This window comes from Streptomyces sp. NBC_00569 (genome assembly GCF_036345255.1).
In the GTDB taxonomy this organism is placed as follows: domain Bacteria; phylum Actinomycetota; class Actinomycetes; order Streptomycetales; family Streptomycetaceae; genus Streptomyces.
The window spans coordinates 5,869,311-5,882,996 of the sequence record NZ_CP107783.1 but is presented as its reverse complement, the minus strand read 5'-3'; the positions used below and the strand labels follow the sequence as shown (position 1 = coordinate 5,882,996).

10 protein-coding genes and 1 tRNA gene are annotated in these 13,686 nt (G+C 72.3%); 7 read left to right on the top strand and 4 right to left on the bottom strand.

Annotated elements, in window-relative coordinates; translation table 11 throughout:
- Nucleotides 1-58 precede the first annotated feature (58 nt).
- On the top strand, nucleotides 59-649 hold the full coding sequence (locus OHO83_RS26555) for a DUF485 domain-containing protein (protein WP_323186883.1): 591 nt from the start codon (nucleotides 59-61) through the stop codon (nucleotides 647-649).
- Nucleotides 646-2,271, top strand: a complete 1,626-nt coding sequence (locus tag OHO83_RS26550) for a sodium/solute symporter (RefSeq protein ID WP_329434858.1) — start codon at nucleotides 646-648, stop codon at nucleotides 2,269-2,271. Before OHO83_RS26555 ends, OHO83_RS26550 begins: the two co-directional genes overlap by 4 nt.
- 639 nt (nucleotides 2,272-2,910) lie before the next feature.
- On the opposite strand, the gene OHO83_RS26545 is transcribed toward OHO83_RS26550, so the two are convergent.
- From OHO83_RS26545 to OHO83_RS26535, 3 genes are all read right to left on the bottom strand, one after another.
- Nucleotides 2,911-3,810, bottom strand: coding sequence for a cellulose-binding protein (locus tag OHO83_RS26545; protein ID WP_330279795.1), 900 nt, complete (start codon nucleotides 3,808-3,810; stop codon nucleotides 2,911-2,913).
- Between the two features lie 271 nt (nucleotides 3,811-4,081).
- Nucleotides 4,082-6,901 carry an SUKH-4 family immunity protein gene (locus tag OHO83_RS26540; RefSeq protein WP_330279794.1) on the bottom strand — a complete coding sequence of 940 codons (2,820 nt, stop codon included), beginning with the start codon at nucleotides 6,899-6,901 and terminating at the stop codon, nucleotides 4,082-4,084.
- Between the two features lie 7 nt (nucleotides 6,902-6,908).
- Nucleotides 6,909-7,934, bottom strand: coding sequence for an SMI1/KNR4 family protein (locus OHO83_RS26535; protein WP_266671353.1), 1,026 nt, complete (start codon nucleotides 7,932-7,934; stop codon nucleotides 6,909-6,911).
- A gap of 221 nt (nucleotides 7,935-8,155) precedes the next feature.
- Between OHO83_RS26535 and OHO83_RS26530 the strand changes: the two genes are divergently transcribed.
- Nucleotides 8,156-8,728 (top strand): YwqJ-related putative deaminase, encoded by a 573-nt coding sequence (locus OHO83_RS26530; RefSeq protein ID WP_266671355.1) that lies wholly within the window; start codon nucleotides 8,156-8,158, stop codon nucleotides 8,726-8,728.
- A 70-nt stretch (nucleotides 8,729-8,798) separates the two neighbouring features.
- Nucleotides 8,799-9,284 carry an SUKH-3 domain-containing protein gene (locus tag OHO83_RS26525; protein ID WP_266671357.1) on the top strand — a complete coding sequence of 162 codons (486 nt, stop codon included), beginning with the start codon at nucleotides 8,799-8,801 and terminating at the stop codon, nucleotides 9,282-9,284.
- Nucleotides 9,285-9,597: 313 nt separating this feature from the next.
- On the opposite strand, the gene OHO83_RS26520 is transcribed toward OHO83_RS26525, so the two are convergent.
- On the bottom strand, nucleotides 9,598-10,902 hold the full coding sequence (locus tag OHO83_RS26520) for a sensor histidine kinase (RefSeq protein WP_329434852.1): 1,305 nt from the start codon (nucleotides 10,900-10,902) through the stop codon (nucleotides 9,598-9,600).
- Between the two features lie 167 nt (nucleotides 10,903-11,069).
- Between OHO83_RS26520 and OHO83_RS26515 the strand changes: the two genes are divergently transcribed.
- The 3 genes from OHO83_RS26515 (at nucleotide 11,070) to glmU (ending at nucleotide 13,590) form a co-directional block, all read left to right on the top strand.
- Nucleotides 11,070-11,942 carry a hypothetical protein gene (locus OHO83_RS26515; RefSeq protein ID WP_266671361.1) on the top strand — a complete coding sequence of 291 codons (873 nt, stop codon included), beginning with the start codon at nucleotides 11,070-11,072 and terminating at the stop codon, nucleotides 11,940-11,942.
- A gap of 11 nt (nucleotides 11,943-11,953) precedes the next feature.
- Nucleotides 11,954-12,024, top strand: a tRNA-Gln gene (locus tag OHO83_RS26510).
- A 117-nt stretch (nucleotides 12,025-12,141) separates the two neighbouring features.
- A complete protein-coding gene (glmU, locus tag OHO83_RS26505) occupies nucleotides 12,142-13,590 on the top strand; it encodes a bifunctional UDP-N-acetylglucosamine diphosphorylase/glucosamine-1-phosphate N-acetyltransferase GlmU (RefSeq protein WP_266671363.1) in 1,449 nt (482 codons plus the stop codon).
- Nucleotides 13,591-13,686: the final 96 nt, after the last annotated feature.

Below are 13,686 nucleotides of genomic sequence, written 5' to 3'. Positions count from 1 at the left end.
CCCTCGCTCCCTGCGTCCGCAATCCCCGGCGGACCCAAGCCGCGCAAGGAGAACCGGGATGTCCGACACACCGCACCGCTCATATTCCGACCACCAGAACGAGCCATGGCAGGGCCCCTTCCCCACGGGCCGGAGCCAGTACGGAAACCAGAACCGGCACGGGTACCAGCAGCCACAGCAGCCGTACCCGCAACAACAGCCGTACCAGCAGCAACAACCGCCGCACCCTCACCCGCAACAGCAGCCCGACCCCGCCCTCACCTATCCCTGGGCACCCCCTCCCCCACCACCCGCGCCCGCGCACCGGCTCCCGCGCCACCCCGCGCTCGGCCACCACAGCGACCTGCGACTGCTGCGCAGCGCCTACCGCTGGCAGCGGCGCGTCGCCACGCTCACCGCGCTCGGCTACTTCACCCTCTTCCTCGTCCTGTCCGCGTTCGCGCCCTCCCTCATGACGGGCACGCTCCCCGGCGGCTTCTCCACCGGCCTCTTCCTCGGCCTGTGCCAGCTCCCGGTGACCGCGCTCGCGCTCTGGCTGTACGAGTACACCGCCCGCCGCCGCGTCGACCCGCTCGCCCACCGGCTGCGCAGACAAGCCGAGTCGGACCAGCGTCCGGCTCCCGGACCGGCCGGGGGGAACTTCCGATGACGGACTTCAGCAGCTCGGCCCAGGGCATGTCCCTGGTCGCCTTCACCGCGGTCGCCACCATCACGCTGCTCCTGTGCGTGATGACCGGCCCCGACCGCGACAACCTCGACGAGTTCTACACCGGCTTCGGCTCCCTCACCCCGATGCGCAACGGCCTCGCCATCGCGGGCGACTACATCTCCGCGGCGACCGTCCTCGGCACCGGCGGCATCATCGCGCTCACCGGCTACGACGGGATCGTCCTCGCACTGAGCACGTCCCTGTCCCTGATGCTCCTGATGTTCCTGCTGGCCGAACCCCTGCGCAACGCGGGCCGGTTCACCATGGGCGACGTGATCGCCCGCCGCCTGCCGGGACGCGCCGTACGCATCACCGCGTGCGTCACCACCCTCGCGGCGCTGCTCCCGCTGATGCTGGTCCAGCTGGCGGGCGCCGGCGATCTGCTGGCGTTCGTCCTCGGCTTCACCAGCGAGGGGTTCAAGACGGGCTGCGTCATCGCGCTCGGCGCCCTGATGATCAGCTACGCGGCGATCGGCGGCATGAAGGGCACCGCCCTCATCCAGATCATGAAGACCGTGATGCTGCTCGGGTCGGGCCTGGCCGTCGCCCTCCTGATCCTGTACCGCTTCGACTGGAACCCCGGCGCCCTCGCCTCACAGGCCGCGCAGGCCAGCGGCGTGGGTGACGCCTTCCTGCACTCGGGCCTCCAGTTCGCCGGCACCGCCAACCCCCGTCTGGACATGATCAGTTCGGAGCTGACCGTCGTCCTGGGCGGCGCGTGCCTGCCCCACGTCACGATGCGCATGTACACGGCGCGCAGCGCGCGTGAGGTGCGCCGTTCGATGTCCTGGGCGGTGTCGGCGGTCGGCCTCTTCGTGCTGATCATCGCGGTCGTCGGGTTCGGCGCGACGGCGTTCCTCGGCCGGGCCGCCGTCGCGGCGGCGGACCCGCAGGGCAACACCGCGTATCTGCTCGGGGCGCGGGCCGCGTTCGGCGCGGACGCCTCCACGGCGGAGACGCTGGTGTTCACCACGGTCACCACGGCGCTCTTCCTCACGCTGCTCGCCTCGGTCGCCGGAATGATCCTGGCGTGCGCCAACTCCCTCGCGCACGACGTCTTCGCGCACCGCAGGACGCCGCTCACCGCCCGCAAGGAGATGACGCTGGCCCGCGTCTCGGCGCTGTCCGTCGGCGTGCCCGCGATCCTCCTGGCCACGTTCGTCCAGCACTACAACCTCCAGCCGCTGGTCACGCTGTCGTTCTGCCTGGGCGCCTCGGCGCTCGCGCCCGCGCTCGTCTACAGCCTGTTCTGGCGCCGCTACACGAGTACGGGCCTGGTGTGGACGCTGCTCGGCGGCACGGCGTCCTGCCTCGTCCTGATGACGGGCACCAACCTGGTGTCGGGCTCGCCCACCTCGGCGTTCCCCGGTCAGGACTTCAACTGGTTCCCCTTCACCACGACGGGCATCGTCTCGATCCCGCTCGGCTTCCTCTTCGGCTGGCTCGGCACGCTGGCCTCCAGCCGCCGGACGGCCGACGGCCAACGCCGCCAGTACGAGGCGGTGGAGGCCTGGATCCTGGCGGGCGCAACGCGGCAGACCCCGAGGGGGGAGGACGGGTAGGCCCACCACGATCCACCCGCCCGGGCCACGACACCCCACCGGCGGCATGTGGCGCGTTCACGACGTCCCACCGACGCGCGGCCCCTTCACGTCGTTTCGTCGGCGGGGGCGCGCGGCGCCTTCACGGCGTCCCGTCAGCGTGGCTGGGGCTCCGTCACGACGCCCTGTCGGCGAGGCTGCGGCCTTTGCACGGCCTCCCGTCGGCGAGGGCGCGGCGCCTTCACGGCCCTCGCCGGCGAGGGCGCTGCCCGTCCGCGAGGCTGGCGCCTTTCACGGCGTCCCGCCGGTGAGGCTGCGGCCCCATCACGGCTCGCCGCCTGCGGGGCCAGGCGCCTTCACGGCCTCCCCGTCGGTGAGGCTGCGGCCCCTCACGGCCCCCGCCGGCAAAGGCACGGCCGCTTAGGGTGTGCCGTCCCAGTGGGCGCGTCCCGTTCGCGGGGCCCCGTCAGTGAGGCTGCGGCCCTCCACTGCCTCCCGCCGGCGGAGCTGGCCCCATCACAACGCCCCGTCGGCGAGGCTCGGGCCCCTTCACCGCCTCCCCGTCGGCGAGGCTGCGGCCCCTCACGGCCTCCCGCCGGCGAGGGCGCGCCCGTGTGCGGGGTGCCGTCAGTGTGGGCGCGGCCCGTGGCCGACAAGCGTCTACGGCGTTCCGTCGCCCGGGTTGCGGCCCGTGAGCATGGCCAGGGTGGTGCGGACGTGTTCCATGTGGGCGCGGACCTCGTCCCACTTCTCGCCGTGCTCGCGCAGCACCCGCTCCGTCTCGCGGCCCACGCCCTCCTCGTGCAGGGTCGCCTCCGCGAGGAGCTCCGCGGCGCGGGCCTCGGCGTCCTCCTCGCCGTGCCGGGCCGACTCCTCCGTCTCGGCGAACGCCCGCCGCGCCTCGGACAACCGCCCCTCGGCCAGCTCCAGGCGCTCCGCCTCGCGCGCGTCCGCCGCGGCCTCCTGCCCGGCGATCTCCCGCTCGGTCTCGTCCCGCCGCTCGGCGTGGTCCTTCTCCTGCGCGGCGAGGGTCGCCGCGGTGCGTTCCCGCACGTCGTCCAGCGCGGCGAGCGCCTCCTCGCGCCGCTCCTTCGCCTCGTCACGCGCGGCGGCGCGCACCCCGTCGGCCGTGACCCGGCCGGCGCCCAGCCGCTCGTCGGCCCACTGATCGGCCTCGGCCCGTACGGCGTCGGCCGCGGCGCGGGCCGCCTCACGCGTCTCCCGCGCGCGGGCCTCCGCGTCCTGCGTGATCCGCCGGACGTCATCGGCGGCAGCCGCCCGTACCCCGTCCGCCTCCTCCTCGGCGAGGGCGAGGATCTCGCGGGCGCGGTCGCCGAGGGACTCGTACGTCTGCGGGGCGAGCTGCGTCACGGCCAGCCGCAGCCGCTGCGCCTCGGCCTCCAGCTCCTCGACCCGGGCGGTCAGCAGGGCGACGCGCTCACGGGCGTCGTCGCGGCCCTGGGACAGCTCGGCGGCCAGCGCGTCCACCTGCTCGGGACGGTAGCCGCGGCCTCGTCCCGTGACGAAGCCGTGGGGCGACACCGACGCACCGCTGCTCATCCTTGATTCCCCTCTTCGCCTCTTCGGCTCTCCTACCCGGCACCTGATCGAGCCGAAGCGCTCAAAACAAGACACTCCGCCCAACCCACTCGACAAGGATGCGTCAAATACTGCCGAAAGTCGGAATCGTGAGCCCGCAGGGCGAGGGAGCTCACACCCGGCCCACCGAGACACACACGCACGACGCACACATGGGGAGAGGCGCGCGACCGAATCGGTCGCGCGCCTCTCCCCTGCCTCTGCCGGCACTCCTACCGGCATCTGCCGACGGTTACAGCAGGCCGTCCCACATCTGCTCGAGCAGCACCGACCACCAGCCCTCCGGCGACGCGAGCGCCGCCGGGTCGACCGCGGCCAGCTGTGCCTGGAAGTCGACGGTCCAGCGGCCCGCCTGCTCCTGGTTGAGCCCGAACCGCAGCGGCCACATCCGGCCGAGCACCGCGAGGCTGCGCGCGAACTCGGGCAGGCCCGTGTTCACGAACTGCGGCGGCACCGGCGCACCGCCGGGACCCGCCTCCACGGGCACGGCCACGATGTTCGCCGTGCCGTACTGGACGCAGATCGCCCGCCCGAAGTCGCTGCCCATCACGAGGTACGAACCCGCGTCCGAAGCGGGCTGCGCCCCCCGCTCCTGCGCCAGCTCGGCAAGCGTCGGCACCGGGCGGCCCGGCTGGGCCTGCGCCCAGAAGAACGGCCCGAAGTCGGCGGGCAGCCCCGCCACGACGAGAGTGTGCGCCACGATGTCCGGCACGCCCTGACGGGACACGGCCCGCTGGTCGAACCGGAACACCCCGGGGCCGAACGCCGCGGCCAGCTCCTGCCCGATCGCCTCCGGCGGAACCGGCGGCATCGGCTGCGCGGGCGGCAGCGGCGCACGCACCGGCGCGAGCCGAGCCGGACCGTCCGCCACCTGGTGCAACTCGCCCTGGTGCGCGATCAGCTGCTGCATGCCCTGCTGGCGCGACGCGTGGTCCCTGCCGTACGGGGCGATGGACGTGATCCTGGCCTGCGGCCACTGCTCACGGATCATGCGGGCGCAGTACGCGCCCGGCAGCTCGCAGGACTCCAGCTCCGTGTGCAGCTCCAGGACCTGGTCCGGCGGGACGTTCATGCCGCGCAGCTCATGGAAGATCTGCCACTCCGGGTGCGGCGTACCGGGCGCCGAACGGCGGATGAGCTGCTGCTCGGACCCGTCGGGCGCGCGGTAGCGCAGCACGGCCTGATAGCCGGGCCCGACGGTCGGCTGACCCGTGGGCTGCGGATACCCGTACGAGGCCGGGGGCGGACCCCCCGGAACCTGCTGCCCGGGCATCGGCGGCGGCATCGGCATACCGCGCGGCGCCTGCGGGGGCGCGGGAGGAGGCATGCCGGGACCGACCTGACCGGGACCGGCCAGCATCGTCGCGGCGTGATGGACACCGCCACCGGGAGCCCCCGGAGCGCCGGGCGCACCGGGTGCCGCCGGCGGGGGCGGCGTGCCGGGACCGGCCGGTCCCGGCTGGGCCAGCATCGTCGCGGCATGGTGCACACCACCGGGCGGCGTCCCCCCGGGCGGGCCGGGAGGCTGTGGCGCACCGGGGACGCCGGGCGGACCGGGCGGCTGCGGCGCACCGGGAGTTCCGGGGGCGCCGGGCGGCTTGGGAGCACCCGCACCGGGAGGACCGGGAGGACGGGGCGGCTTGGGAGCACCGGGGCCACCGATGCTCGGGTCGGCCAGCATCGTCGCGGCATGGTGCACACCGCCGGGCGGCGTACCCCCCGGAGCGGGCGGCGCCTCGGGCCCGTCGGGGCCGAGCTGGGAGACGAGCTGCGTCGGAACGTAGCCGCCCGCCGGGGTACCCGGCGCGCCGGGCCCCGAAGGACGCGCACCGGGAGTGCCCGGGGCACCGGGCGGCGGCGGAGTCGTCGCGCCGCCACCGCGCGCACCGCGGGGCGGGCCCTGTGCCTTGCTGGTCGCGGCGTCGGCGATGTCACCGGCCCCGGGCGCGAGCGGCCGCCCGGGCGCACCCTGCCCACCCGGCGGCGCAGTCTGCTGCGCGCCGGCACCCTGCGGATAGCCGTATGCGTCGGGAGCACCCGGCGGCGGGGTCTGCTGCTGACCCGGACCTTGCGGGTAGCCGTACGTGGGCGGCGGAGTCTGCGGCACACCGCCCTGCGAACTCCCGGGCGCCTGCGGCACGTTCGACGGGGGCGGAGTGCCCGGCCCCTGCGGGTGGCCGTAGTTCGGCGGGGCACCGGGCGGCGGCGTCTGCTGCGCACCGGGACCCTGCGGGTAGCCGTACGCGTCGGGAGCACCCGGCGCCGGGGTGCCCGGAGCGGCGGGAGCCGGCCCTCCGACCGCCGGGGCCACCGCCGTGCGCGGAAGCTGGCTGCCGCCCGACATCAGTGCCGTCTTGGCCTCCGGCGCGGCGGTGGGCGCAGGCACGTCGCCCCCGTCGACCAGCGGCGGCGCGAACACCGTCGCCGGAGGCGCGACCGAGCGGTCCTCCTCCTCGTCCGCGTTCGTGTCCGTACCGGCCCACGGGGTCGCCCCGGAAGGGGCCGCGGGCGAGGCGGGCCACGGCGTCGCACCGCTGCCCGCGTCGGCACTCACAGGCGCGGGGGCGGCCGGCGCAGGCGCGGACGCGGCGGAACCCGTACCCGTACCCGTGCCGGAAGCAGAACTCGCACCGGACCCAGAACCCGTACCGGAAGACGCATCCCCCCGCCGGTCCGGAATACCCAGCTTGTCCGCCGCCTCCTGGAGCCACTCCGGAGGGCTCAACAGGAACGACGTCTGATTCAGGTCCACCCGCTCCGGCGGCGCGTCCGCCGGCTCCGGCGAAGCCTCCGGCAGCCCGTACTCCTCCTCGTACCGCCGGATCACCTCGCCCACCGGCAGCCCCGGCCACAGCGAGGCGTCCCCGCTGTCGCGCGCGATGACGAGCCGCTGGCGCCCGCCGTCGGACACCGGACCGCCCTCGCGGTCCTCGGCCCACACCACGAACCCCAGCTCGAACTCCCGCACCCGCACCTCACGGTGCTGATAGCCGGGCACATCGCCGTTGATCCACTCTTCGGCGCGCTCCTGCGCCTGCGCGAACGTCACCATCGGACACTCACCCCTCGTCCGGAACAGCCGAAGCAGCCGGCACGGCCACGCCCGAGGCGTCGACCGCACTCGCGAAACCACCGTCCACCATCAGGTTCGCCACCGTCTCCAGCTCCGGCGGATTGCCCGCGAGCCGGGCCAGGAAAGCGTCGAAGTCGTCACCGCACGGCAGCAGCAGACGCTCCACCCGCTCCGCGACGGACCAGCCGGCCGTCTCCCCGCTGTCCCGCGCGTCGTCGTACGCGCAGAACCACACCGAACCCGCCCGGTCGCCCTTGACCTTCACGGCGAGAATGCCGCCCTGCACGAACCCGACACCCAGATAGTCCTTGGTCAGGTGATCACGCAGACACTTGTTCACGTACACCAGATCGTTGACGGCGGCCTCGTCCCGCACCGTGAAGAACGGCTGGTCCACCAGAAGCCCCAGCTCGGCGTCCAGCGCCGCCCCCACCGGAGCACACCCGCCCGCCGCCTTCAGGAACGCCCGGTACGCACCCGGCAACCGGTACCCCAAGTCCTCCTCGGCACCGAGGACCTGCTGCTCCGTCACCGCCACCGACGACTTCGGCAGCCCGAAGTGCGCCGGCCGCGTCTCCTGCAACGGACGCGTCCCCCGCTTGCCGTGATCCACCGCCGCCGTCGCGAGACCGCCGTGATGCCGCAGCAGCGCCTTCACCTCGACCGGGACCAACTCCATGCGGCGACCGCCCGGCACGTGATGCCAGGTCCAGCCGTGCGGCGTGGCCACCGGCACGATCGTGTCCCACAAGTCATGCCCGGCGGCGGCCATCGCCGCGTTCGCCGACACATAGTCCGTCAGCCGCAGTTCATCTACCCCGAACCCCTCCGGGGGATCGGCGATCTCCGCCGCGGCACGCGCGTAGGCCGAAAAATCCGGATAGCCGTTCCCGTCGATCCGTACGCCCCTGGGATGGCGCGCTGCACGGACCGGGTCCGGGAAGTGCACGACCTGCCCGGCGTAGGCCGCGTTCGGCGGCGCGGCTTGCTGCCCGAGCCGACCTGTCGTCATGGCGGTTGCCCCCTGCGGCACTGTTATGGATCGCGGATAGCGACAGCCTATGCGGTTGTACGACACCGGTCACCGGCCCTCCGGTTCCATGACCAGCAGTCACCCCACCGTGACGATGAGCCCACCCTCCCGCGTGTCGCCGCGCCCCAGCTTCCGCACCACCGGCCGCATTTGGCAGTCTGTGCACGCAACCCGGGGGATTGCAGGAGGGGAAGCACCACATGCAGAGCAGCACCGCACCGTCATCCGACACCGCCGTCGCAACCGACTCGGAGCACGACACGGGGCACCCGGCCACCGCCGACGGCGCCTCCGGCGACCCACGCGTCGGCTGGAGCAGCGCCGAGGACGCGCCCGCCCCAGCCCTGCGCCAGCGCCGCGACGGCATCCTGCCCACCGTCGCCGCCGCCCTCTCCGTACGCGGCACCACGCTGACCAGCACCGCAGCCCGCGGCGAACACGCCCCCGCCCTGCACCCCCTCGTACAGGACTTCCTCGACACCCTCACCAGCGCCCAGCGCGACCGCTTCACCGGACGCTGCGCCGAAACGATCCTCATCTCCCGCCACCTCACGGCCGCCGACGAGGAACGCTCCAAACGAGCCCGCCGCAAACCCATGACCAACGGCGAAGCCCGCAAAGCCCTCAAACACGCCAAACTCACCACCCGCCGCATCCGAGAGGACGGCGACCCCCTGCACGGCGGCTTCGCCCGTCCCTGCCGCGCCTGCGCCGCGCTCACCGCCCACTTCGGCGTCCACGTCGTGGACCCGGCCGCGGACACCACCGACTGACCCGGACCGGCGCACGGCAGCACACACGCACCACCGCAGGCAGCAGCAGAACAGGACGAGGCCACCCCACATGACCGCCGACCGCACCCGCTTCACCACCCCCGTCGACGCGGCACTGCGCGCCGCCGGCTGGCAGCCCGGACGCTGGGACATCAAACAGGCCGAATTCTGGGCCGACGCCCTGCGCACCCACGTATCCCCCGCCGGCCACCGCCACACCGTCTTCCCCGCCGCCGTCGAGGCCTGGGCCGAATTCGGCGGCCTCCACCTCACCCCGCAGGGCCCCGGCCGCCAGATAGCCCCCGCCCAGCCCCACCTCGACCCGCTCCACGGCCTCCACATGGCCCGCACCCTCGGCGACCTCGGCCGCGCCCTCGACACCGAGGTCTGCCCCCTCGGCGCCGAATCCGGCTCCGAAGCCCTCCTCGCCATCGACACCGAAGGCCGCGTCTACGCCCTCGACCACAGCGGCGACTGGTACCTCGGCCCCGACATCGACCACGCCCTGGAAACCCTCGTCAACGGCACCCAGCCGACCCGCCTCACCGCGGCATAAGTCCGCCACACGCCCCGAGCCCCCGAGCCCCCACCGGCCGCCAGCCGCGTACGAGACGCGAGGGGACGTGCCGGGATGTGCGCGCGGAGCCACCAGCACCACACGCGGGTGGCATGGGCCCGGCGACGAGGCTCCAATAGAACAGCGAGCACGTACATCCCGGCACGGCCCCGCCACGACCGATGCCTCGGCGTGGACGACCGGCCGCCAGAGAAGAACCCACAGCCTCACTCAGCCCCAAGCCCCAAGCAGCCGATCAGCCGCACTCAGCCCCAAGCCCAAGCAGCCGGTCAGCCGCACACCCCCGCGCCCTCTAGGCCGCAGGCAACACAGCCGACACCCGATACCCACCCGCATCGGTCGGCCCGCACACGAACACCCCGCCCAGGCCCGCCACCCGCTCCTTCATGCCGACGAGCCCGTTCCCCCCACTCGGCAGCCGCACATCCGACGCCGGATCCGCGTCCGGCGGCGGCTCGTTCTCCACCTGCATCGCGATCTCCGACACCCGATGAGCCAGCCGCACATACGTCTTCGCGCCCGCCGCGTGCTTGTGCACGTTCGTCAGCGCCTCCTGCACCACCCGGTACGCGGTCTGCTCCACCGCCGCGACATACGACCGCATATCGCCCTCGACGAGCAGCTCCACCACCATGCCCGCAGCCCGCGACTGACCCACCAGCTCATCGAGATCACCCAGAGACGGCCCGTCCTCGTCATCAACGGCACGCGACGCCGCGGCCGCGGCCGCCACCCCCACCGCCGCCAACGGCACCGCCGCACCCGGCTCACGCCCGCCGCCCCCGGACCGCATCACACCGAGCATCTCCCGCAACTCGGTCAACGCCTGCCGGCCCATGTCCCCGACCAGCGCCGCGTTCTTCACGGCCTTCTCCGGATCCTTACGGGCCACCGCCTGCAACGCCGCCGCATGCACCACCATCAGACTCACCCGGTGCGCCACCACGTCATGCATCTCCCGGGCGATCCGCGTCCGCTCCTCACCCCGCGCCCACTCGGCCCGCTCCTCCGCGCGCTCCGCGAGCAACTGAAGCTCCCGTTCCAGTGAATCCGCCCGCTCCCGCAGACTCTCCATGAGACGCCGCCGCGCACCGACATAGAGCCCCAGCAGCAACGGCGGAGCGGTCACACCCAACGACGTGGTGATGGCGACGAACGGAACGAACCAGTCCCCCACCCGCACGAGATTCCCGTGCCCCATGTCCTGCTGCGCCCGCACCACCGACACGATCAGCGTCCCGACGAACGACATCCCCGCCAGGGCCCCGATGATCCGCCGCGGCATCTCGGACGCGGCCAGCGTGTAGAGACCCACCACGCTCAGCAGCACACCCATCCGGGCCGGAGTCACCGCGACCCCGATCAGCACCACCGCGATCGGCCACCGCCGCCGCAGCACCAGCGTGGCCCCGGCGAGCACCCCGAAAACGACACCCACGGCCGCCGGCACCCCGGCGTCCCGCGCGAACCCGACCCCCTCCACCCCGCACTCCGCCGCCGACGCGACGGCCAGCCCGACATCGAGCACGGCACTGCGCCGCCGCTCCCACCACCACGGCCCCCCGGCCGCCCGGTGCATTTCCCCCGTCGTGGTCATGCCGTCCAGCCTACGGGCGCACCGTGCCCCTTTTCCGGTGAGTTTCCGCGACGGCCCTCTGCCACGGGCACCATTCGAACAGAAGCGAAACCAGCCGGTATCCCTCGAACTGCTGGCCCATATACAAAGACGACCCACCCACCCCCATCCCGAACGAGCCTGTGCCTATGACACAGAGCACAGGCAAGTACGCCGACTTCGAGCGGTTGCGGGAGCGGGCGATTGCGCTGCGACGCGAGGGTCTCAGCCGCCGCCAGATCAGAGACCGCCTCCGCGTCGACAACAACGACCTCCTCAACCGACTGCTCGATGGCGAACCCGCCCCTGAGTGGACGAAGCGCCCGAACGCGAAGGACGACCTTCGGAACCGCGCCCGAGAGCTACGACTCCAGGGATGGACGTACGACCAGATCCAGGTCGAGCTCGGATGCTCGAAGGGTTCGATCTCGCTCTGGGTACGGGATCTGCCGAAGCCTGAACGCAAGCGCACCCGCGAGGCAGCTTCGGCGATCGCGAGGCGCGGCTGGGAAGCCACCCTCCAGCGCCGGGAGGCGGGGCGCCAGGAGACCAGGCAGGCAGCAACCGAAGAGGTCGGCGTTCTGTCCGACCGCGAACTGTTCCTGGTAGGAGTCGGGCTCTACTGGTCCGAGGGCTCGAAGGCGAAGGCCCATCGCCGTCAGGAAAGAGTCGACTTCGTCAACAGCGATCCGGACATGATCCAGGTCTACCTGGCGTGGCTCCGCCTCCTTGGAGTCGCCCCGGAGCGACTGCGGTTCCACGTGCAGATCCACGAGACCGCCGACATCGCGACGGCCGAGAAGTTCTGGGCCACCCTGGTCGGCGCCGACCCCTCACAGTTCGGCAAGACCTCCCTCAAAAAGCACAACCCGAAGACCAACCGCAAACGTGTGGGTGCGGACTATCACGGCTGCTTACTCGTGCGCGTTCCCCAGGGGGCCGATCTGTACCGTCGCATTGAAGGCTGGTGGTACGGCATAGTGTTGTCCGCGCGCGGTACGGATCGTCAGATTCGGACATAGCGGACGAACCATCCCGGGTCGTCTAATGGCAGGACAAATGGTTTTGGTCCATTGAATGAGGGTTCGATTCCTTCCCCGGGAGCACAGATGAGGCGGGGCCCGACCATCAGGTCGGGCCCCGCCCCCATTTCGCGCCCACAACGCCCCGGTATCCTGCGGATGTCCACCCCACACAGCATCCGAAGCCGAAGGGCCACCCGTGAGCGCCAATTGCCCGGCCGCCGTCGTCGTTCTTGCAGCGGGTGAGGGCACCCGTATGAAGTCGGCCACACCCAAAGTCCTGCACGAGATCAGTGGCCGCTCCCTCGTCGGGCATGTGCTCGCCGCCGCGCGTGAGTTGAGCCCCGAGAACCTGGTCGTCGTCGTGGGTCACGAGCGGGACCGGGTGCGTGAGCACCTCGCCGGGATCGATCCGGACGCCCGTACCGCCGTGCAGGAGCAGCAGAACGGCACGGGGCACGCCGTGCGCATGGGGCTCGAGGCGCTCGGTGGCGCTGTCGACGGCACGGTGATCGTGGTGTGCGGTGACACTCCGCTGCTGACCGGCGAGACGCTGAAGCACCTGTCGGCGACGCACACCGGTGACGGCAATGCGGTGACGGTGCTGACGGCCGAGGTTCCGGATGCGACGGGTTACGGCCGGATCGTGCGGGACGGCGCGTCGGGTGCGGTGACGGCGATCGTGGAGCACAAGGACGCGAGTGAGTCGCAGCATGCGATTCGTGAGATCAACTCGGGTGTGTTCGCGTTCGACGGTGCGCTGCTGGCGGATGCGCTGGGCAAGGTGCGTACGGACAACAGTCAGGGCGAGGAGTACCTGACGGATGTGCTGGGGATTCTGCGGGAGGCCGGGCACCGTGTGGGTGCTTCGGTGGCGGCGGATCACCGCGAGATCGCGGGTATCAACAACCGTGTGCAGTTGGCGGAGGCGCGTCGGACGCTGAACGATCGGCTGCTGGAGCGGGCGATGCTCGCGGGCGTGACGATCGTGGATCCGGCGTCGACGTGGGTCGATGTGACGGTGGGGTTCGAGCGGGACGCGATCGTGCATCCGGGTACGCAGCTGCTGGGTGAGTCGTGGCTGGGTGAGGGCGCCGAGGTGGGGCCGAACACGCGGCTGCGGGACACGAAGGTCGGTGCGGGGGCGCGGGTCGACAACACGGTGGCGGACGGTGCCGAGGTGGGCGAGGGCGCTTCGGTGGGTCCGTTCGCGTATCTGCGGCCGGGTTCGCGGCTGGGTGTGAGGGCCAAGATCGGTACGTACGTGGAGACGAAGAACTCGACGATCGGTGAGGGTACGAAGGTGCCGCATCTGTCGTACGTGGGGGACGCGACGATCGGTGATTTCACGAACATCGGTGCCGCGAGTGTGTTCGTGAACTACGACGGTGAGAGCAAGCACCACACGACTGTCGGGTCGCATTGCAAGACGGGTTCGGACAACATGTTTGTGGCGCCTGTCACGGTCGGGGACGGTGCGTACACCGCTGCAGGGTCTGTGATCACGAAGGATGTGCCGGCGGGTTCGCTGGCCGTGGCCCGTGGCCAGCAGCGGAATATCGAGGGTTGGGTGGCCCGGAAGCGTCCGGGGAGTGCGGCTGCGAAGGCGGCCGAGGAGGCGTCGCGGGAGGCCGGCAGCGAGGGCTGACCGGAAACAGGTGCGTCCGACACGGCGTACCGTGATAGGTGCACACGATTCGGCTGCCTCGCTGCTAATGGGACGAGCGGGCGCAGCGGCGGAAGA